At 61.6% G+C, this 21,472-nt stretch carries 15 protein-coding genes; 6 read left to right on the plus strand and 9 right to left on the minus strand.

Annotated features, from left to right (window positions below; genetic code table 11):
* Positions 1-114: 114 nt before the first annotated feature.
* Entirely contained in the window at positions 115-2,553 is a 2,439-nt protein-coding gene (locus ACTJLA_RS05550) for a Lon protease family protein (protein ID WP_314551540.1), read from the minus strand.
* Between the two features lie 263 nt (positions 2,554-2,816).
* On the opposite strand from ACTJLA_RS05550, the gene ACTJLA_RS05555 reads away from it, so the two are divergent.
* The 4 genes from ACTJLA_RS05555 (at position 2,817) to ACTJLA_RS05570 (ending at position 6,398) form a co-directional block, all read left to right on the plus strand.
* Positions 2,817-3,305: a DUF3015 domain-containing protein gene (locus tag ACTJLA_RS05555; protein WP_003194274.1), complete on the plus strand. Its 489-nt coding sequence runs from the start codon at positions 2,817-2,819 to the stop codon at positions 3,303-3,305.
* A gap of 92 nt (positions 3,306-3,397) precedes the next feature.
* Positions 3,398-5,251 carry an Lnb N-terminal periplasmic domain-containing protein gene (locus tag ACTJLA_RS05560; protein WP_169913697.1) on the plus strand — a complete coding sequence of 618 codons (1,854 nt, stop codon included), beginning with the start codon at positions 3,398-3,400 and terminating at the stop codon, positions 5,249-5,251.
* Between the two features lie 120 nt (positions 5,252-5,371).
* Positions 5,372-5,728, plus strand: coding sequence for a hypothetical protein (locus ACTJLA_RS05565; protein ID WP_314551435.1), 357 nt, complete (start codon positions 5,372-5,374; stop codon positions 5,726-5,728).
* A 172-nt stretch (positions 5,729-5,900) separates the two neighbouring features.
* Complete coding sequence (locus tag ACTJLA_RS05570; RefSeq protein ID WP_440840779.1) at positions 5,901-6,398, plus strand: GreA/GreB family elongation factor; 498 nt, start codon at positions 5,901-5,903, stop codon at positions 6,396-6,398.
* Here ACTJLA_RS05570 and gdhA read toward each other — a convergent pair.
* From gdhA to ACTJLA_RS05605, 7 genes are all read right to left on the minus strand, one after another.
* Complete coding sequence (gene gdhA / locus ACTJLA_RS05575) at positions 6,395-7,732, minus strand: NADP-specific glutamate dehydrogenase (RefSeq protein ID WP_314551430.1); 1,338 nt, start codon at positions 7,730-7,732, stop codon at positions 6,395-6,397. The genes ACTJLA_RS05570 and gdhA overlap by 4 nt on opposite strands.
* Positions 7,733-8,063: 331 nt before the next feature.
* Entirely contained in the window at positions 8,064-8,954 is an 891-nt protein-coding gene (gene aepX, locus ACTJLA_RS05580) for a phosphoenolpyruvate mutase (protein ID WP_072448313.1), read from the minus strand.
* A gap of 48 nt (positions 8,955-9,002) precedes the next feature.
* Positions 9,003-9,848 carry a hypothetical protein gene (locus tag ACTJLA_RS05585; protein ID WP_198790904.1) on the minus strand — a complete coding sequence of 282 codons (846 nt, stop codon included), beginning with the start codon at positions 9,846-9,848 and terminating at the stop codon, positions 9,003-9,005.
* A gap of 24 nt (positions 9,849-9,872) precedes the next feature.
* A complete protein-coding gene (locus tag ACTJLA_RS05590) occupies positions 9,873-11,102 on the minus strand; it encodes a pyridoxal phosphate-dependent aminotransferase (RefSeq protein WP_236280405.1) in 1,230 nt (409 codons plus the stop codon).
* A 39-nt stretch (positions 11,103-11,141) separates the two neighbouring features.
* On the minus strand, positions 11,142-12,359 hold the full coding sequence (locus ACTJLA_RS05595) for an MFS transporter (protein WP_236280402.1): 1,218 nt from the start codon (positions 12,357-12,359) through the stop codon (positions 11,142-11,144).
* Between the two features lie 33 nt (positions 12,360-12,392).
* Entirely contained in the window at positions 12,393-13,217 is an 825-nt protein-coding gene (locus tag ACTJLA_RS05600) for a hypothetical protein (RefSeq protein ID WP_019818016.1), read from the minus strand.
* A 34-nt stretch (positions 13,218-13,251) separates the two neighbouring features.
* A complete protein-coding gene (locus tag ACTJLA_RS05605) occupies positions 13,252-14,445 on the minus strand; it encodes an MFS transporter (protein ID WP_054896151.1) in 1,194 nt (397 codons plus the stop codon).
* A 95-nt stretch (positions 14,446-14,540) separates the two neighbouring features.
* On the opposite strand from ACTJLA_RS05605, the gene ACTJLA_RS05610 reads away from it, so the two are divergent.
* A complete protein-coding gene (locus tag ACTJLA_RS05610) occupies positions 14,541-15,470 on the plus strand; it encodes a LysR family transcriptional regulator (RefSeq protein WP_205548070.1) in 930 nt (309 codons plus the stop codon).
* A 66-nt stretch (positions 15,471-15,536) separates the two neighbouring features.
* Here the strand turns inward: ACTJLA_RS05610 and ettA are convergent, their stop codons facing one another.
* Positions 15,537-17,201: an energy-dependent translational throttle protein EttA gene (ettA, locus tag ACTJLA_RS05615; RefSeq protein WP_014720011.1), complete on the minus strand. Its 1,665-nt coding sequence runs from the start codon at positions 17,199-17,201 to the stop codon at positions 15,537-15,539.
* A gap of 285 nt (positions 17,202-17,486) precedes the next feature.
* On the opposite strand from ettA, the gene ACTJLA_RS05620 reads away from it, so the two are divergent.
* Positions 17,487-21,338 carry a sensor domain-containing protein gene (locus ACTJLA_RS05620; protein WP_314551411.1) on the plus strand — a complete coding sequence of 1,284 codons (3,852 nt, stop codon included), beginning with the start codon at positions 17,487-17,489 and terminating at the stop codon, positions 21,336-21,338.
* Positions 21,339-21,472 lie beyond the last annotated feature (134 nt).

Below are 21,472 nucleotides of genomic sequence, written 5' to 3' on the forward strand. Positions count from 1 at the left end.
CAGTGTGGGAGCTGGCTTGCCTGCGATGNCAGACTCACAGCCAACCTCCCAGTCGACTGATACACCGCTATCGCAGGCAAGCCAGCTCCCACCTTGACCGAGTGATGACAGCAATCAGGTTGGCTTCGCTTCCGCCAACGTCTGCTGCGCCAGCTCCTTCTCCGCCTCCTTCAAATCTTCCTCACTGATCATCTCGGCAATCGCCCGCAAGCGCTCCACCACCCGCGCATTCACGGTGCCTTCCGGAAACTGCCCCTCGGCGTCCGGCTCACCGGCATCTTCGCCCACCAGCAGGCTCAAGGCCTCATCCGCCTGGCGCACTGCATAGATGTGAAATTGCCCGGCACGCACGGCCTGCAACACCTTCTCGTCGAGCATCAGCGTGGCCACGTTGGCCTGAGGGATGATCGCACCCTGCTCACCGGTCAGCCCGCGAGCTTCGCAAAGGCGGAAGAAGCCTTCGATCTTCTCGTTGACCCCGCCCACCGCCTGCACTTCACCAAACTGGTTGATCGAGCCGGTGATCGCAAAGCACTGCTTGAGTGGCGTCTTCGACAAGGCCGAGATCAAGGTGCAGGCCTCGCCCAGGGACGCACTGTCGCCGTCCACATACCCGTAGGACTGCTCCAGGGCAATACTGGCGGAGATGGCCAGCGGGAATTCCTGGGCATAACGGCTGCCCAGGTAACCGGTGAGGATCATCACGCCCTTAGAGTGAATCGGCTGGCCGAGGTTAACTTCGCGTTCGATGTCGACAATACCGCTACCGCCCGGGTATACCGTGGCGGAAATCCGCGCCGGCACGCCGAATGCCGAGTCGCCGACCTCCAGCACCGTCAAGCCGTTGCACTTGCCCACAGCCGCGCCGGCGGTGTCGATCAGGATGACGCCAGCGAGCATGTCGTCGAGAATCCGCGCCGACACGCGGCCGGTGCGCGTGGCCTTGGCCTTGAGGGCGCGCTCGATATGCCCGGCATCGGTCATTTCGTCGCCGGCCAGGTGGCGAATAAAGTCCGCCTCGCTGACCAACTGGAACAGGTCGCCAATACGCGCCGACAAACGGCCCTGATGTTCGGCCAGGCGTGCGCTGTAAGTCGCCAGGCGCGCGACCGCATCCGAGGTCAGCGGCGCCATGCCTTCTTCCGAAGTACGGGTTTTGAGCAACTGGGCGAACTGCTCCAGGCTCTCGTCGACCATGGGGATGTCTTCGTCGAAGTCCACCAGTACGCGGAACATCTCCTGGAAGTCCGGGTCGGCGTCTTGCAAGGCGTAATACAACTGGCGCGAGCCGATGATGATCACCTTGACCTGCAAGGGAATCATCTGCGGGTTGAGGGTCACGGTGGCCAGGCGGCCGAGTTCGCCCAGGGGCGATTCCATCTTAAGCTTGCGCGATTGCAGGGAGCGTTTGAGCGCATCCCACACAAACGGCTCGCTGAGCATTTTTTCGGCTTCCAGGATCAGGAAACCGCCGTTGGCGCGGTGCAACGCGCCGGGACGCAACTGGCGATAGGTGGTGTAGAGCGCGCCCTGGTCGGTGCTGTATTCGATACGGCCGAACAGGTTGTCGTAGGTCGGGTGCGGTTCAAACACCACCGGCGCGCCACCGTTGACCGAGTGCCCCACTACCAGGCTCGGGCAGTACTGCTCTTCGAGCAGCTTGCGCGCCTGGGCGTCGGTCTTGGCGTCGTCCACCAACTGCTCGACCACGGTTTTGAGCAGGTACACCTGCATGGCCTGCAGGTAGCCACAGACGCCGGCATTTTCTGCGTATTTTTCCGACAAGGGCGCCAGCAAAGGCTGCAGGGCCAGGGTGATGGTTTCTTCGTTGAACTGGCGCAGCTGGTTGTTGGACTCACGCTTCCACTGCGGCAGGCTGGCCAGTTCTTCGTTGAGGCGTTCTTCCAGCTCGGAGATATCGGTGTGGAAGCGCTCGCGATCGACTTCCGGCAGTTGCGAAAACTCGGCTTCGTCCAGCGCCTTGCCGTCGAGCATCGGCGTAAAGGCGATATTGGAGCTGTCGCGGTACAGCGCCACGTCTTTTTCCAGGGCCAGGCGCTCGATCACGTCCAGCGCTTTGTCGTAGCGCTGGTTGAACGCCCGGTCGATGGCGCTTTTACGCTGTTGATAAGTCGGGTGCTCGAACACCGCCGGGAAGGTGGCGACCAGGTTATCGACCAGGCCGTTGATATCGGCAATAAACGCCGCGGCGGCGCCACCTGGCAATTCCAGGGCGCGGGGCTCGCGGGGCTCATCGAAATTATTTACATAAACCCAGTCCGCCGGGGTTTGCAGGCGCTTGCCTTCGGCTTTCAGGTAGCGTTTGACGAACGAAAAGCGGCCGGTGCCCGGCTCGCCCATGACAAACACGTTGTAACCGGGGCGTGGCATGGCCACGCCGAACTGCAAGGCTTCAACCGCACGTTCCTGGCCAAGCACACCGCGAAAGGGCTCCAAATCATTGGTGGTCGAGAAGCTGAACTGTTCAGCGGAGAAAGGGCGAGTCAGCGCTTCGGGCGCTAGACGCAAGCTGGCAGCAACAGGATCAGGCATCGGGCTTCCTTACATCAGGCGGGGCAGATGGGGCATTCTGGCTCCCGGTTGAGCGCTCTGGCAAGGCGCGCTTTCGGGAAAGCATAGCCATCGCATGCGTCCTGCAAAAAAATCGCCCGCCACTGAATGTTTATAAAAAAACACGGAACCCTGGGAACGTGCCTAAACTCCAAACTGCGCGGGTTGGACTAATAACTGGCCCCTAGGGTGCGTTCAGCACCTGAACCCTTGTCCATTGGTTTGCACACAAAGAGAACAAAGCTATGAAACGGATCCTTCTTGGTACTCTCTTCACCGTCGTCTCCCTCAATGCAATGGCAGAAGCACCAGGTGGCCCGAACTGCGGTTGGGGCAACATGTTGTTCGAAGGCCAGCGCGGTACTCCGGCCCACTTCCTCGCCTCCACCACCAACGGTACTTCGGGTAACGCCACCTTCGGCATGACCTCGGGCACCAACGGTTGCAGCACCAACAGCGCCCTGACCTACGGCGGCAAGTCCTGGATTGCCATGAATGGCATGATGAACGAGCTGTCCGAAGACATGGCCAAAGGCAACGGCGAAGCGCTGACCACCTACGCGGTGGTACTGGGTGTTGCGCCGGAAGATCGCGATCACTTCGCGGCCGTGACCCACGAGCACTTCCAGCAGATCTTCAGCAAGGCTGACGTGACCGCTGACGACGTGCACAACAACACCATTGCTGTACTGAAAAGCGATGCCCGTCTGGCGAAATACGCAACCCAGGCTTAAGCTCGACCTGCCCGCGCCTTTCGAGGCGCGGGTTTTATTTTTTCGACCCGCCCACCTTGGGTCTTTTTTTCCGTCCGACTTAAGTAGCCCCCATGCTCAAACGCCTCGCTTGCCTGGCTCTCTTCGCCTGCGCCCCGCTGCATGCGGCACCGCACCTCGACGATCAACGTTTGCAGCAACTGGCCAATGATCCATTCTGGCTGTCGCTGGGGCACTACGAAGCCGGCAAAGTCAGTGGCTGGCGCAGCTATGTCAGCGACAAGAAATTCTTCATCGCTCCCGATGGCGCACACCATCCGGACGCCGAACTCAAGGCCACCGTTGATGCACTGTATGCACCGGCCAGCCTGGGTGAAAAGCACGCCCAGTGCGTTTACCCCGCACGCACCCGCTGGCTCAAGGCGCAGTTGCAACTGAACGACCTGCCCGCCCTGGAGTGCAAAGAGTTCACCCAGTGGTTCAAGGACGTCGCGCCCCATAGCGCAGTGATGATCTTCCCGGCGGCCTACCTCAACAGCCCGTCGTCGATGTTCGGCCACACCCTGCTGCGCATCGACCAGGCTGACGTGCAAAGCAACAACACCGCCCTGCTCAGCTATGCGATCAACTTCGGTGCCTATATCGAAGGCTCCGACAACAGCATCCTCTATGCCTGGAAGGGCTTGATGGGCGGTTATCCGGGCCTGTTCGCCCTGGTGCCCTATCAGGAGAAACTCTCGGAATACCGCAGCCTCGAAAACCGCGATTTGTGGGAATACCGCTTGAACCTCACCGAGGTCGAGACCAAGCGTATGGTCGAGCACGTGTGGGAGCTCAAGCAGATCCAGTTTGATTACTTCTTCTTCGACGAAAACTGCTCCTACCGCCTGCTCGAACTGCTGCAAGTGGCCCGCCCTGGCCTGCGCTTGACTGAGCAATTCCCACTCACCGCGATCCCTACCGATACCGTCAAAGCGGTAAAAGATGCAGGCCTGGTGGAAAAGATCGACTATCGCCCCTCCCGTGAACGTGAACTGCTGGAACGCGCCAAGCCACTCGATAGCGATGAGCAACAGTGGGTGCTGAAAATCAGCGACGACCAAAAGCAACTGCAGGAACCGGCATTCAAAGCACTGCCCCGCGAGCGCCAGGCACTGATCGTGGATGCTGCTTACCGCCTGGGCCGCTACCGCGCCAATGGCCTGGAGCGCGACGCGACACGCTCCCAGCGCAGCTTCGAACTGCTGCGCGCGATCAACCAGAACCCGGCACCAGACCTGAAAATCACCCCGCCTGGCCTGCCGGAAAACGGCCACGAGTCGCGCACCTGGCAAGCCGGCATCGGCACCCGTGGCGACAAAGCCTTCGGCGAATACGGCCTGCGCATGGCCTACCACGACCTCAACGACAACGCCGAAGGCTTCCCCCTGGGCGCGCAAATCGAAATCCTGCAAATGAAATTGCGCCAGTACGAGGGCAATCACTGGCAGCTCCAGCAACTGGACCTGGCCACCATCCGCTCGCTGACGCCACGCAATGCGCTGCTGCAACCTTGGTCGTGGCAAGTCACCGGCGGCCTGGAGCGGGTGCCGGGCAAACACGACGACGAAACCCTGGTCGCCCACGTCAACGGCGGCGCCGGTGGCACCTGGCAACTCTCCGACGACATGCTCGGCTTCGCCCTCGGCACCGTGCGCGTGGAGCACAACAACGACTTCAGCGAAGCCATCTCCCCGGCCGCTGGCTTCAACACCGGCGTGCTGTGGAAAAACCCGTTGGGCAACCTGAGCCTGGAAGCCAAGGGTGATTTCTTCACCAACGGCGAGGTGCGGCGCAGCATCAGCCTCAACCAGCAGTGGGAACTGTCGCGCAACCTGGGCCTGCGCCTGAGTGCCCAGCGTGAGTTCAGCCACCTGTCCACGCCAGTCAATGAAGTGATGCTTGAGCTGAAGTGGTACCACTATTGACTCAAGCGCTCGCTCCTACAGTTAAGTCCGGCACATCCCTCTGACACCCCTTTCACATACAGCTGACAAATCCCCTTCTAGACTCTCCTTATCAGCCGTTAACCGGCCAGGGAGTACGCCATGTGGCGGTATGCGGTCATGCTGTGCGCGGTGGTGGGGTTGTCGGGTTGCCAGTCAACCCATCAGGAATTGCTGGCCAAAGGTTACCCACCCGCCTTCGCCGATGGCTTCGACGACGGTTGCAGCAGCGGTCGCCAGGCCGCTGGGGTGATTACCGGGACGTTTCGCAAGAATGTGCCGCGTTACCTCAAAGACCGGCCATACGCCGAAGGTTGGGAAGATGGGTTTCGCCAGTGCAAGGCCATGCGCGAGAGCCAGGAACTGCGCGATTACGAGGAAAACCGCAGGGACGACCGCGAGCGCGATTGGCAGCAGGAAAAAGATCGTGACGCCGCCAAAGCCTATCGCTCACGCTGATCATTCCCACGCTCCGCGTGGGAATGCCGCCCTGGACGCTCCGCGTCCGCTCGCGAGGTCGTGACGCGGAGCGTCACAGGATGCATTCCCACGCGGAGCGTGGGAACGATCAGCGCCGGTGGGAACGATCAGGCAGCGAACGTGGCCCAACCTTCATAGGAAGGAGAACGCCATGAGCCGAGCTTTTGTAAATGAAGATAACGCGGCGGCCCAGGCTGATCAGCCGGTGGAGCGTCAGGTCAGCGCGCAACCTAACCGCCTGACCGCGCAAGGGTTGGCGCAGTTGCAGGCCAGGGTGGCACAGTTGCAAGGGGAGCACAGCGACGAAGCCGCCAAGGGCGAACAGGCTGATAAACAGCGTCAGGCTGACCTTGAGCGGGACCTGCGTTACTTCAACCAGCGGGTGCAAAGTGCTCAGGTAGTCGCGCCGGCCACGTCCACCGACAAGGTACAGATCGGCAGTTGGGTTACGTTCGTCAACGAGCAGGACGAACAGCAGCGCATCCAGTTGGTCGGTGAAGACCAGGCCGATGCCAACGCAGGCTTGATCAACTGGGGCTCGCCCCTGGGCCGTGCCTTGTTGGGCGTCCAGGTGGGCGACGAGGTGCTGTGGCAGCGCCCCGTCGGCGATCAGTTGATCGAAGTGCTGCGCATCGAAGCCGAGGCCTAGACGATACCCTGGGCCAGCATCGCGTCAGCCACTTTCACGAAGCCCGCGATGTTCGCGCCCTTGACGTAGTTGATACGGCCGTTTTCTTCACCGTAATGCACGCAGGCATGGTGGATCGACTGCATGATGTTGTGCAGCTTGCTGTCCACTTCCCCGGCGGTCCACAGCAGGCGCATGGCGTTTTGCGACATTTCCAGGCCGCTCACCGCAACGCCCCCCGCGTTGGACGCCTTGCCCGGCGCAAACAGGATGCCCGCGTCGATGAAGATATCCACAGCCTCCAACGTGGTCGGCATGTTCGCGCCTTCGGCCACGCAGAGGCAGCCGTTGCGCAGCAAGGTGCGCGCAGCGTCGGCATCAAGTTCGTTCTGGGTGGCGCACGGCAGCGCGATATCGCAGGCTAGTTCCCAAGGCGCCTGGCCTTTGCGGAACTCCAGGCCGAAACGTGTGGCCAGTTCACTGATACGCCCGCGCTGTACGTTTTTCAGCTCCAGCAGGGCCGACCATTGTTCTTCGGTCAAGCCGCTTTCGGCGTACAGGGTGCCTTCGGAGTCCGACAGGGAAATCACCTTGCCGCCCAGGTCCATGACCTTGCGCGCCGCGTATTGCGCCACGTTACCGGAGCCGGACACGGCCACACGCTTGCCTTCAACCCGCTGACCTTGGCGTTTGAGCATTTCCTCGGCGAAATACACACAGCCGAAACCGGTGGCTTCCGGGCGGATCAAGCTGCCGCCGTAGGTCATGCCCTTGCCGGTCAGCACTGAGGTGAATTGGTTACTCAGGCGTTTGTACTGGCCGAACAGGAAGCCGATTTCCCGCGCGCCCACACCGATATCACCGGCCGGTACGTCCACGTCCGCACCGATATGGCGGTACAGCTCGCTCATGAACGCCTGGCAGAAGCGCATCACTTCGGCGTCGCTCTTGCCCTTGGGGTCGAAGTCCGAGCCGCCTTTGCCGCCGCCCATGGGCAGCGAGGTCAGGGAGTTCTTGAAAATCTGTTCGAAGGCGAGGAATTTCAGCACACCCAGGTTGACCGAAGGGTGGAAGCGCAAGCCACCTTTGTAGGGCCCAATGGCGCTGTTCATCTGGATACGGAAACCGCGATTGACCTGGACCTTGCCATGGTCATCCACCCACGACACCCGGAACGTGATCGCGCGTTCCGGCTCGCAAATGCGTTCCAGAATGCCCGAGTTCAGATAGTGCGGGTTGGCTTCAAGAAAGGACCACAGGCTGCGCAAGACTTCTTCTACAGCCTGGTGGAATTCCGGTTGGTCCGGGTCGCGTTTCTTGAGGCGGGCAAGGAAGGAATCGACGGATTCGGTCATGAAAAGTCTCGGCAAATTGATTGTTGTTAAACAGAGAATGAGCCGGACTTTATCAATTCGTTTCGCACCGTGACAGGGCAAAATGTCGCTTTTGTGAAATTAAATGGTGCAATAAGTATAAATAACCTACGTTTTCTGCCCTTAAATGGGGATTTCACTCTGAATTTCGCACCAACAGGTAGGCCGCCATCGCAGGCAAGCCAGCTCCCACATTTGATCGAGTACACCGGTCATGTGNGGCGGCGGTGCAGTGACAGATGCAGCGACTGACCCACCGCTTTCGCGAGCAAGCCCGCTCCCACAGCATTTGCCCACAGCCTGGCGCAGGGCGCTAGCGCGTGCCCGGCACCAGGTCGAGTATCTCGTCAATGCCCAGGCAACGTGGCTCCAGTTCCAGCGTCCTGCCATTGGCGAGGATTCCGACGGCGGTATCGCGCATGGCCAGGTAGGCACTGCGCAACATGTGATTGGCATAAATCACCGCGTTGAAACCTGCTCGCTCCAGCACCTCGAACTTCAGGTGAACATAGCTGGTCGGCACGCAAATCAGCGGTACCCTGGGCCGCTGCAGGCGAAACTGCCGGGCGAATTCCAGGATTTCCAGGCCATCCTGCTTGCGGCTGTGGATCATGATGCCATCCGCCCCCGCCTCGACATACGCCAGGCATCGCGCCATCGCCTCTTCCATGCCGCGATTCAGAATCAAGCTTTCACACCGGGCAATCATCATCAGCCCTGAGCCGGTGCGACTCGTGCACCCGGCCTGGAGCTTGGCGCAAAAGGCCTCGATGGACTCCTGCGCCTGGTCGACCTCGATGCCCAAGAGTGAGTTCTTCTTCAGGCCGCATTTGTCTTCGATCACCACCGCCGAGACGCCCGCACGCTCCAGCATCTTGATATGAATCGCGAAATGTTCGGCCTTGCCGCCGGTATCGGCATCGAAGATCAGCGGCAGCGAGCACACGTCGAATATTTCGCGAATCCCCGGCAATCGGTTACTGGGCGAAAGAATTTCGATGTCGGGTAACCCGCGCTGGGTCGAGTCGGTCAGCGAACTCGACCAGATGGCGTCGTACCCCACCGTATGCCCGGGGCTGATCTCCAGCCTGGCGCGTTGCGCGAGCAACGCCGATATCGGGCTATGGGCTTCGAGTACACGCAGGCAACGGTTGCTATCCAATAGCGCCGACAGAGGGCGTCGGCGCGCTTCGGTATCCATCATAGGGTTCAGGCTCCTTATCAGCGGCACAACAAGGGTTATCGAACAGCCTCAATCCCAGGCGGGCTGTTCGCACTTGAGCACCGACGCCATCTTTTGCAGATGTTCGCAGGCCCTGGCCACGTACTCCTTGGAGAGCCGTGCGATACGCGCGTAATCCACGGCCTGCCCGGTGGCGCTGGCATACAGCCGCAACGCCTCAGCGGCATGCTTGAAGTGGCGTGCTTCCACGCTGCCGCAATGCACACTGAGAAAACTTGCGACGCGGCTGGCCTCACCGGCGCTATAGCCCCGTACATCGCGCAACCACTGTTTCCATAGCGGGGTCATCAGGTTGTATTCGCCGGTATTGAACAACTCCGTCATGGCCATCATTTCCAGCGCTTCGATGAGCAGCGGCGCCAACGGGCGCTTTTCCCCCACCCAGCCGGAGAATTCCTTGGTAATCGGGTTGAGGAATTTGTCTTGCAGGCGCCATTCATCGGAGCCGCAGATGGCCGAAGCCATGCGGTAATACAGCTTGGAGTGGTGCGGATGCCCATGCATTTCACCCAGCCCGATGTCCTCGACAATGATCTCCCCACAATGGGCCGCCGCCTCGAGCATTTTCAACCGGGCGTCATCCGTCAACGATGCCGACTCCTGGAGGATGCGCACGATGATGCTCGAGACGGCATGGGCGGCGCCGTCCGGGCTACGCCAGCCACAGAAGAACGTACACAGTGACGACTCGCTCCAATTACTGGAGGTCATGTCGACATAGGTCTCGCAGTACGTGTCCAGCGCGTCGGTTTGACTGTTGAAACCGCTGAGCAGGGCCTGGGCCAGATGTCCGTCCTCGACATCCACCAGCGCCTGGTTCACGTACCCGATAAATTGGCGGCTCAGATTTTCCACGGCTCATATCCTTTTAAGGTGGGGTTAATGCGCAACGATTTCTGACATGAAACGAGCGAAGCGTGTGAGGCCCTCAATCAGCGCTTCACGCTCAACGGCGTAGGAGATACGGATGCTGTTGCCGTCACCACAGCCAGAGCCTGGCACTACCGCAATATGGGCCTCGGTCAATAACAGATCGGCCAAGTGGTCGACGTCACGAATAACGGTGCCCAGGTAGCGACCCCCCAACTTGCGGGACACATCGATAAACAGATAGAACGCCCCTTCCGGCGGGGCGCACCGAATGCCGTCGACATGCCCCAGGCAAGTGCAGGCCGCGAGCAATTGCTGGTCGAGGAAGGCATTGACCTGGCGGGTAAAGTGCGGCGCGTCCGCCATCAGGCTGCCGAGCGCGGCATATTGGGACAGGCTGCTCGGGTTGGAAGTCGTATGCCCTTGCAGGTTGTGCATGGCGGCGATGACTGGGGCGGGCGCGCACGCATACCCTACCCGCCAGCCGGTGACCGCGTGGCTCTTGGAAAACGAATCGACCAGTACCGTCTGATGTTTGAGCGGCGCAAACAGCGACACGATGTTGTGATGTTCATGGGGCGCGCGCACCAGTTTGCGGTAACACTCGTCGAACACCACCCAAAGCCTGTGTGCGAAGGCGAGCCGGGCAATACCCAGCAGTTCTTCGCGCTGATAAACCGTGCCCGTCGGATTGTTCGGGGTGTTGATCACAATCATCCGGGTGCGCGGGGTCAGGGCCTTCTGGACCGCTGCGCAGGTGAGGCGATAGTCATCCGCAGCCGTGTCGACATAGACGGGGACGCCGCCGGCCAGTTGGATCTGGGTGGGGAAGGTTTCCCAGTACGGCACCGCGACGATGACTTCATCCCCCGGATTGAGCAGCACCATTGCAGCGTTGTACAGCGCCTGCTTGGCACCCGCGGTCACCGCTATTTCATCGGTGGCGTAATTCACCCCGCAGCGCTGAGTGACCTGCTGCGCCAGCGCGTGGCGAAGCTGGGGCAGGCCGATGGGCGGCGTATACCGGTTGCGGGCAGTGGCGAGCGCATCGGTCGCGGCGGCTTTCATCACCGGGCAGGCATCGATGGACAATTCGCCAGCGGCAAAGTTGACCACGTTGATGCCGGCTTCTTTCAAGGCATTGGCTTTACTGCGCATGCTGGACGTGCCGGGGGCGCTGAGACGTTGCGCACGCTGGGACAACGGCAATGACACGGCAGACGGTTCACTGTTATTCATTGTTATACCTGCCAGAACACGCTGAAAAATTCGTTCGCCCTACCGGGCTTGGGCCTCCAGCCCTTGCTGAACCCGCCAGGACAGCGGCAAGGTCAGCAACAGGGTGGCGGCCAGCAACAGGACGGCCATGGGCACACCGGTGGCATCCCCAAGGCTGCCGAACAGCACCGGCGCCAAGGCGCCGCCACCGATGGTGCCGGTGTAGAACACGGCGAACGCCTGGTCGCGCCTGCCCGGCCCTGCCAAGTCCGGGACTGCGCCGTACAGCACCGACGACGTGCCGTTCAGCGCCAGCCCCAGCAGCGGCAACATCACCATCAAGCCGGCGTAGGGCAAGTAGACCGCCATGACGATCAGCACAGCCGTGGTGAACTCCGTGGCCCATACCGTTTTCATCATGCCGATGCGCGCACCGAGGTAACCGCACAGCAATTTGCCGAAGGCGCCGCCCACGAACAGCATCGTCAGCGCCAGGCCGATGCCCGCAGGCCCGGCGCCCTTGGCCTTGAGCAAAAACGGCAGGAACGTGAGGAAACCCATGCGCACGGCGCTGTCCAGCGTGCCGGTCACGATCAGCGCACGCAGGCCGCTCGCAGAGCCGGCGCCGGCGCTCGTACGGGCGGCTTTCACCGGCGCCGCCGAAGCCTCGGCGCGTGCCGGGATCAGCCACCACAACAGGCCTGCCGCCAGCAGCCCGAGTACACCCAGCAGGGTGACACTGGCGCGCCAACTGATGACCGCCAGCAACAGCCCGATCAACCCCGGGATCAGGGTCTTGCCGATATCGCCGCTGAAGTTGTACTGCGACAGCGCTTGTTTGACGCCCCCTCCGGCCTCGTGCGTATCGGTGATCAACGACGAGGCCAGCGGGTGCTGCGTACTCGCGCCGAGCCCGCCCAGCAGCAGCGCCAACAGCAACACGCCCAGCCCGCCAGCCTGGCCGGCCAGCAGGTAGGCCAGGCCCGCCAACGCAGTGCCACCTACCAGCAAGCGTTCACGCCCCCAGCGTGCGGCAGCACGGCTGGCCAGTAACTGAAAACCGGCCATCATGCCCGCGTAAGCACCACGCAACAGGCCGATCTGGGCGTAGCTGAGGCCGAACTGCGCTTGCCAGATCGGCAACAGCACATAAATCACATCGGTCAGCCCATCGTGCACGGCATGCGCGCCGCAGCCTGCCACCAGAGCGCGGCGACGCACGCTGACCGGGTCCGGCGGCGACAACGATGGCGTTGCGGCCTGCTTCAGGGTGTTCATCTGGGTCAGAGGCTCTCAGGCAAAAAGGCCGGGTTAACCCAGCAACTGCGCACAGTCGCTCATCACACTGGCTTTACGCTGCAGGTATTGAGCAAAAATGTCGCGCGCCGTGGCGGGGTCCACTTCAATCTGCATGGCAGTGGTGAACTCATTCACCGCCGCCACCGCATGGGCGAAATGGTTGCTCTCGGTACCGCCGGTGTGCACCGTGACCCAGGCCACCGTCGCCCGGGATTTCTCCGGAGGCACGCCCATGTCCCGCACGAACCACTGCGAGTACAACGGGTGGATGAATTCCACTTCGCCGTGGGTGTACACCTCGTGGATCAACGTGGTCAGCAACCCCTGCAACAGGTCGCGATCACGCAGGCGGCGGGTGTCGGTCCAGTCTTTGAACGCCTGCGCCGAGGGCAGGCAATTGTCCTTCAATATCCACTGGTCATCACCGCACAGCGCGGTGGCCATGGTGTAGAACAGGTCCGCGTGCAAGGTATTACCCAACGCGCCCAGATCTTCATCGGTGATGCGTTGCAGGCTGCCGCAGGCGCGGTACAACTGCGCGGCGGCGGCGGAGCCTTCATCGGAGCGCGCCAGCAATGTAATGCGGTTGGCCAGGCCGGACACACTGGCCGCCGAATTATTGGTCTTGGACCAACTGGCGAAGAACTTGCGCAGTACCGCCGGCGAATGCCGACGCGAGGTGAGTCGCGCAAAAGCGTCTTCGATATCCACCAGCGCGTCTTCCTGAGCCCAGAAGGCTTCGAACAGAGCGTGGCGCAAGGCGCCGGCCGGCATGTCGTTCAATACCGGTTCGATGAGCTTCAACAACTGGCTGCGCTTGATCACGGTGTTAGTCATGTTCACCTCTCATAGTCCTTTATTGGATGAAAAATCAGGCTGGTTTGCCGCGCTGTCCGGCGATCAGGGCCTGGGGCTTTACCGGTTTCCAGCCCAGCAGGGCAATCGCCAGCGATAACAGCTGAAAACCTGCGACCAACGCGACGCAGCCCGGCCAGCCCCATTGATTCCAAAGCATGGCCGGGACCACGGCGCCGGCGCTGCCGCCCAGGTAATAGCCGGTCAGGTACAGCCCCACGGCGCCGGACTTGTCCGGGCCTGCCGTGGTGGCGATATACGCATTGGCGGATGCCTGTGCCAGGAATACGCCGGTCGAACTCAGGGCCAGCCCCAACACGATCAGCCACAGGGACGGCAACAATGTCAGCGCCGAGCCACAGATGCCGAGCGCAACAGCGCCGGTCAGTAACTGCGATTGTGGTCGCGATTTGCTCAAGCGCCCCGCAACAGGAATGACCACCAGCGCCAGCAGGAACACCGCATACAAAGTGCCCAAGGCTGCGGCGCCCAGGTTGAACGGGGCCTGGCTGAGATACAGCCCGGCATAGGTAAAGGTTGCGACTTGGGAGAACAGCACGCAGAAACCGACGCCATAGGCCGCCAGCAAGGGTTTGCGCAGGAGCCGGCGCACCCCGTGCATGCCCACGGCCGCAACGCCGGGCCGCGCCACCGGATTGGCCGGCAACAGCCACACAATCAGCAGGCCGACCAGCAGGCTGATCACCGCCAACAGTTCGAAGGCTTCGCGCCAGCCCACATATTGGGTCATGACCCCCGAGACAAAGCGCCCGGCAAACCCACCGAGCACCGTCCCCGCGACGTACAGACTGGTGATCTCGGTGACCGTGGCCGCACGCCAGCGATCACCGATATAAGCCACGCTGGTGGCGAACACCACTGGGATCAACATCCCTTCGACAAAACGCCACACCAGCAGCTCGGCAAAACTGTCCACATAGGCCGTCAGCAGCGTCGGCAGCGCCAGCAGCAAAGCGGCCACGGCAATCACCGTGCGCTGCTCGAAACGGCCGGTCAGGCGCCCGACAAACGGCGCGGTCACCGCCACCGCCAGCGTGGTCACCGTGATGCTCCACCCTGCCTGCCGGGCACTCACCTGGAAGCTTTCGGCAAACGCAGGCAGGATGCTCTGTGTCGCATAGAGATTCAGAAACGCCGCACAGCCACACAGGAACACGGCGAAGCGGGCGTGATGCATGCGCGGGTTCATGTGGCCTCTCGTCTTATAGTCGAGGATGTTTATAGAATACCCAGCGCAGCGAACACCAATACCGAATTCGGACCGATCAATACCCAGGAAACAGAATGCTTGATCTACGCAAGTTACGTTACTTCCTGACGGTCGCCGAAGAGCTGCACTTCGGCCGCGCGGCCCAGCGCCTGCACCTTGCCCAGCCGCCCCTGACGCGGCAGATTTCGGCCCTGGAAACCGAGCTTGGCTTTCGCCTGTTCGACCGCACCAGTCGTACGGTCACACTGACCGCCCAAGGCCAGCACTTTTTGCCGTATGCCCGCGCAGCGCTGGAACACGCCAGGCTTGCACAAGACATCGCCGCCAAATTGGCTGCCGGCTCGACCGGCCAACTGGTCGTAGGCTATGCCAGCTCGATCGCGTTGTCGGAACTCTTCAGCCAAACCCTGCAAGCCTTCGCCCAGCGTTTTCCCGATGTGCAACTGACCCTGGTGGAGAGCGCTTCCGGCAGCCTGCACACGCACGTGCTGGACGGGCGCATCGACGTCGGCATGAGCCGCCTGCTGCCTGAGGCCGGGCAAACCGGCGTCGAGGCTTTGTCGTTGGGGCAAGAACCGCTGGTGGCGGCTCTTTGCAGCGACAACGCGCTGGCGGAGCAGAGCGAAGTCACCCTCGCCCAGCTCAGTGAGTACCCGTTGATTCTGTTCCCCAGCGATTACGGTTCGGGCCTCAACGGCTCCATCGAGCACCTGTATCAACGCCGTGGCCTGGCGCTGCGCCCGGGCCCTGCGGGGCGCCAGATCACCTCGATCATCGCCCTGGTGGCGGCAGGCCAAGGTGTCTCGCTCGTGCCCCAGTGCACCCGAACCCTGGCCAGGAAAGGCGTGGTCTACCGCCCCTTGGCAGACCCCGAAGCCTGGGTACACCTGCTGATACTCACGCGCTCACCGTCACGCTCATTGTTGGTCGAGGCGTTCATGGGGGTGGTCGAAGAATTGCTGCGCAGCCGCCCAGCGCTGGCGCCCACGACGCTCCCGGCATAACGCGGGCAAAAAAATACCCCTGCGTGAGGGGTATTTTTTCAACAGGCTGTTGCGGCTATTGCAGCATCAGGCCAGTTTTTTGTGGCGTACGCGGTGCGGCTGGGCAGCGGCCTCACCCAAGCGCTTTTTACGGTCGGCTTCGTACTCGGTGTAGTTACCTTCGAAGAACACCGCTTGGGAGTCATCTTCGTACGCCAGGATGTGGGTCGCGACGCGGTCAAGGAACCACCGATCGTGAGAGATCACAATGGCGGCGCCCGGGAAGTCCAGCAGGGCTTCTTCCAGGGAACGCAGGGTTTCAACGTCGAGGTCGTTGGACGGTTCGTCGAGCAGCAACACGTTGCCGCCCTCTTTCAGGGTCAGAGCCAGGTGCAAGCGACCGCGCTCACCACCGGACAGGTCCTTGACGAACTTCTGCTGGTCGCCGCCCTTGAAGTTGAAACGGCCGACGTAGGTGCGCGACGGGATTTCATAGTTGCCGATGCGGATCTGGTCGGAACCGTCGGAGATCTGCTGGAACACAGTCTTGCTGCCGTCGAGGTCGTCGCGGCTCTGGTCCACACAGGCCAACTGCACGGTGTCACCGATCTCGATGCTGCCGGAGTCCGGGGTTTCCTTGCCCATCAGCATGCGGAACAGCGTGGATTTACCCGCACCGTTACCACCGATAACGCCGACGATCGCGCCTTTTGGCATGGCGAACGACAGGTTGTCGATCAGCACGCGGTCGCCATAGCCTTTGGTCACGTTCTTGAACTCGATGACCTTGTCACCCAGGCGCGGACCGGCCGGGATGTAGATCTCGTTGGTTTCGCTGCGCTTCTGGAATTCCTGCGACTGCATTTCTTCGAAGCGTTGCAGACGGGCCTTGGATTTGGACTGGCGGGCCTTGGCGCCTTTGCGCACCCACTCCAGTTCTTCCTTCATGGCTTTTTCGTGGGCCGATTGCTGCTTGGATTCGGCGGCCAGACGGTCGGACTTGGCTTCCAGCCAACCGGAGTAGTTGCCCTCGTAAGGGATACCAGCGCCGCGGTCGAGCTCCAGGATCCAGCCGGCGACGTTGTCCAGGAAGTAACGGTCGTGCGTGATCGCAACCACGGTGCCCGGGAAATCGTGGAGGAAATGCTCCAGCCAGGCGACGGAATCGGCGTCCAGGTGGTTGGTCGGTTCGTCGAGCAGCAGCATGTCAGGGGCCGACAGCAGCAGGCGGCACAGGGCCACACGACGCTTTTCACCACCGGACAGGTGCTCGACCTTGGCGTCCCAGGCTGGCAGGCGCAGCGCATCGGCGGCGACTTCCAGTTGGCGCTCCAGGTTGTGGCCATCGCCCGCCTGCAGGATCGCTTCGAGCTTGGCCTGTTCGGCAGCCAGCTTGTCGAAGTCGGCATCCGGTTCAGCGTAGGCGGCGTACACCTCATCGAGGCGGGCCTGGGCGTCCTTGATCACGCTGACGGCTTCTTCGACCACTTCACGCACGGTCTTGGTCGGGTCCAGGATCGGCTCTTGCGGCAGGTAACCGATGTTCAGGTCCGGCATCGGACGGGCTTCGCCTTCGAACTCGGTGTCGACGCCCGCCATGATTTTCAGCAGGGTGGACTTACCCGAACCGTTGAGGCCGAGCACGCCGATCTTGGCGCCTGGGAAGAAGGACAGCGAAATGTTTTTCAGGATTTCCCGCTTCGGCGGAACAACTTTTCCCAGCCGATGCATGGTGAAGACGTATTGAGCCATGGTGAACCTAGCGTCAGTGACTGATGAATTAAGCGGACGAAGCCCGTGCCAGGCCATGCGCCGCGCGGGCCTTTGACTATCATCAATGCCAGCGAGCAAAAAAAGCCTGAATGTCTGGGGCTGGAACGCCCCCGCGTAACCGGCAAAGCTACCTGAATGCGCTGGGGCAGTCCAGCCAGGCAGGACTGGCACTTTGCCACAACTCAAGGCATGCTAGCCGCCCTTCGGGCGTCCGGCTTATAGTGCACGTCGCGCGCCAGTCCAGCCAAACCGCAGGATCACAGTTTGTCCAACGTCACGCCGCCCACGCCCTTGCGCGCCGCTCATATTGCGCCGGGAGCGCCCCTGCACGGCACCTTGAAAGGCGCGTTGGCGACGCTTGTCCTGCTGTTGCTCGCCTTGTTGTTCTGGCAACTGTTGGACCAATTGCAGCAGAACCAGAAAAACCAACAGCAATACACCATCGACTACAGCGCCGACCTGGCCGAGCAGATCAGCCAGAGCATGGCCCTGAGCGCGCAGATCGCCCTGAACCTGTTGCCGATTGTCGAGCCGCCGCGCAATGCCGAACAGCAGCAGGCCCTGATGCGCACCTTGCAGCGCTCGCTGCCGGACCTGCGCAGCTTCGCCCTGCTCGCCCCCAGCGGCGCACTGATCAGCGACACTGCCGAAGGCAGCCAAGACAGTGCCCTGCTCGAAGACCTGGTCAAGCGCAGTCACGCCCAGTCCTACTACCTGAGCAACGACAATGACGGCACGGTCATCTATCTGTTGCTGCACCAACCCAGCGGTGGCTCCAAGATGTACTGGGCCTTGCGCCTGGCGCCCAATTATCTGGCCAACCTCACACGCCAGGATGTCCAGGGCCAGCGCCCGATGTGGGCAATCGAGAACAGCCTGAACCATCGTGTGGTCAGCCGTGACAGCGGCATGCCGGCGCAGTGGTCCAGCGCCCTGACACCGGAAGAATTGAACCGCAGCGTGCTGGTCACGCCGTTGAGCAAAAGCGATTGGCAACTGCGCGGCATGTTTGACCGCAGTGCGGTGCTGGAACAACTGCTGCCGGCCTTTATCGGCAAGTGCCTGCTGGGCCTGGCGTTTTCGCTGATCCCGGTGATCGTGCTGCTCAACATGCGCCGTCGCCAACGCCAGGTGAACGAAGGCCGGCGACGCTATCAGGACATCTTCGAAGGCACCGGCGTCGCGTTGTGCGTGTTGGACCTGTCGGGGCTCAAGGCGTTTTGCAACAAGACCCAGGTGCAAAGCCGTGAGCAGTTGCACGCCTGGTTGCAGGCCAACCCCGCCGAGCGCAAGCAACTGCTCAAGGAGTTGCGCGTCACCGAGGTCAACCAGATGGCCGTGCGCCTGCTCAACGTCGCGTCTTGCGAGCAGGCGTGGGAGCGCCTGATCGATGATTGCCCGAGCAATGCCACGTCCATCGGCTATCAGGTGCTGGAGGCCGTACTGACCCGGCAAAAACAGCTGGAGCTGGAAATCCAGCTCAACGACGTGGCCGGCAACGAACAGTACCTGTGGCTGGTGATGCGTTTGCCGGAGCAGCAGGACGACGTCAAGGCCGTGATTCTCAGCATCAGCGACATCACCAGCCGCAAGCTGATCGAGTTATCGCTGGTGGAGCGTGAAAGTTTCTGGTCGGATGTGGTGCGCACCGTGCCCGATCACCTGTATGTGCAAGATGTGATCAGCCAGCGCATGATTTTCAGCAACCATCATTTGGGTCACACCCTGGGCTACAACAAAGCCGAGTTGCAGCAAATGGGTGAGTACTTCTGGGAAGTCCTGCTGCACCCCGAAGACGCCGAGCACTACCATGACGCGCGCGAACAACAACGCCAGGTCGGCTATACGACCCAATTGCACTGCCAACTGCGCTTTCGTCACCGCAATAACCAGTGGCGCCGCTTCGATATCCGCGAACAGGCCCTGGCCCGCGATACGTCTACGGTGGTCACCCGGATCATCGGCGTGGCCAAGGACATTACCGACCAGATCGAGGCCAGTGAATCACTGCGCGACAGTGAACAGCGCTACCGGATGCTGGCCGAAAGCATCAGCGACGTGATCTGCTCCACCGACAGCCAACTGGCCCTCAACTACATCAGCCCCTCGGTCAACACCGTCCTGGGCTATGACGTGGACTGGGTGTTCAAGAACGGCTGGCAGTCGATCGTTGCCAACCCTCAGCAGTTGACCGGCATTTACAGCCTGATGGAACAGGTCAGCCGCGCCCTCGGCAACCCCGACGCCTTGAACACCTTGCGCGATGAACTGCAGACCCAACTGTTTCTGTTCGACTGCCTGCGCGCCGACGGGCGCAAGGTGCCGATAGAACTGCGCCTGGTGCTGGTGTGGGATGAAAATGGCGCGTTTGAAGGCATCCTCGGCGTGGGCCGCGATATCAGCCAGCAACGCCGCGCCGAAAAAGACCTGCGCATGGCGGCCACGGTATTTGAGCATTCCACCTCGGCCATCCTGATCACCGACCCAGCCGGTTATATCGTGCAGGCCAACGAGGCGTTCAGCCGGGTCAGCGGCTATGCGGTGAGCGATGTGCTCGACCAGTTGCCCAATATGCTCACCGTCGATGAGCAGCAGGAAGCCCATCTGCGTTATGTGCTCAAGCAATTGCACCAGCACAGCACCTGGGAAGGCGAGGTGTGGCTCAAGCGTCTCAATGGCGAGCATTACCCGGCCTGGGTCGGCATTACCGCGGTGTTCGACGACGAAGGCGACCTGGCCAGTTACGTGTGTTTCTTCAGCGATATCAGCGAGCGCAAGGCCAGTGAGCAGCGCATCCACCGCCTGGCCTACTATGACGCCCTGACCCACCTGCCCAACCGCACGCTGTTCCAGGACCGCCTGCACACCGCGTTGCAGTCCGCCGAACGGCAGAAGTCGTGGGTGGTGCTGATGTTCCTCGACCTTGACCGCTTCAAGCCGATCAACGACTCCCTCGGCCACGCGGCCGGCGACCGCATGCTCAAGGAAATGGCCACGCGCCTGCTCGGCTGCGTGGCCGAGGACGACACCGTGGCGCGCATGGGCGGCGACGAATTCACCTTGCTCCTGCAACCACGGGTCAGCCGCGACATGGCGCTGAACCGCGCCATTCATGTGGCCGAGCAGATCCTCGCCAGCCTGGTCAAACCTTTTGTGCTGGAGGGCCGCGAATTCTTCGTGACCGCCAGCATCGGCATCGCCCTGAGCCCGCAAGACGGCAACGAGCTGAGCCAATTGATGAAAAACGCCGACACGGCGATGTATCACGCTAAAGAGCGCGGCAAGAACAACTTCCAGTTCTACCAGGCCGACATGAACGCCAGCGCCCTGGAGCGCCTGGAACTGGAAAGCGACCTGCGCCACGCCTTGGACCAGAACGAATTCGTGCTCTATTACCAGCCGCAATTCAGCGGCGACGGCAAACGCCTGACCGGCGCCGAAGCCCTGCTGCGCTGGCGCCACCCGCGCCGTGGCCTGGTACCGCCGGGGGACTTTATCCCGGTGCTGGAAGAGCTCGGGCTGGTGGTGGATGTGGGCGACTGGGTGATCGGCGAAGCCTGTCGCCAGCTCAAGACCTGGCACCAGAACAAGGTGCGAGTCCCTAAAGTCTCGGTAAACATCTCGGCGCGGCAGTTCTCCGACGGCCAACTGGGCACGCGTATCGCCACCATTCTCAAGGACACCGGCCTGCCGCCGGCGTGCCTGGAGCTGGAACTGACCGAAAGTATCCTGATGCGTGAAGTCAACGAAGCCCTGCAGATCCTCGCCAGCCTGAAAAACCTGGGCCTGAGCATCGCGGTGGATGACTTTGGCACCGGCTATTCGTCGCTCAACTACCTCAAGCAATTCCCCATCGATGTGCTGAAGATCGACCGCACCTTCGTCGATGGCCTGCCCTCCGGTGAGCAGGACGCGCAGATCGCCCGGGCGATTATTGCCATGGCCCACAGCCTGAACCTGGCAGTGATCGCCGAAGGCGTGGAAACCCATGAGCAATTGGACTTCCTGCGTGAACATGGCTGTGATGAGGTGCAGGGTTACCTGTTCGGGCGGCCGATGCCGGCGAATCGGTTTGAGGTGCAGTTCAGTAATGATGCGCTGTTCATGTTTGACTGAAGTCCCTGATCGTTCCCACGCTCCGCGTGGGAACGCAATTCTGGACGCTCTGCGTCCGCTTTTAAATGTGACGCAGAGCGTCACGGGATGCATTCCCACGCAGAGCGTGGGAACGATCATCCCCAGATGAACCC

Origin of the sequence: Pseudomonas sp. 22072 (assembly GCF_052046095.1) — a bacterium.
Lineage (GTDB): Bacteria > Pseudomonadota > Gammaproteobacteria > Pseudomonadales > Pseudomonadaceae > Aquipseudomonas > Aquipseudomonas paracarnis.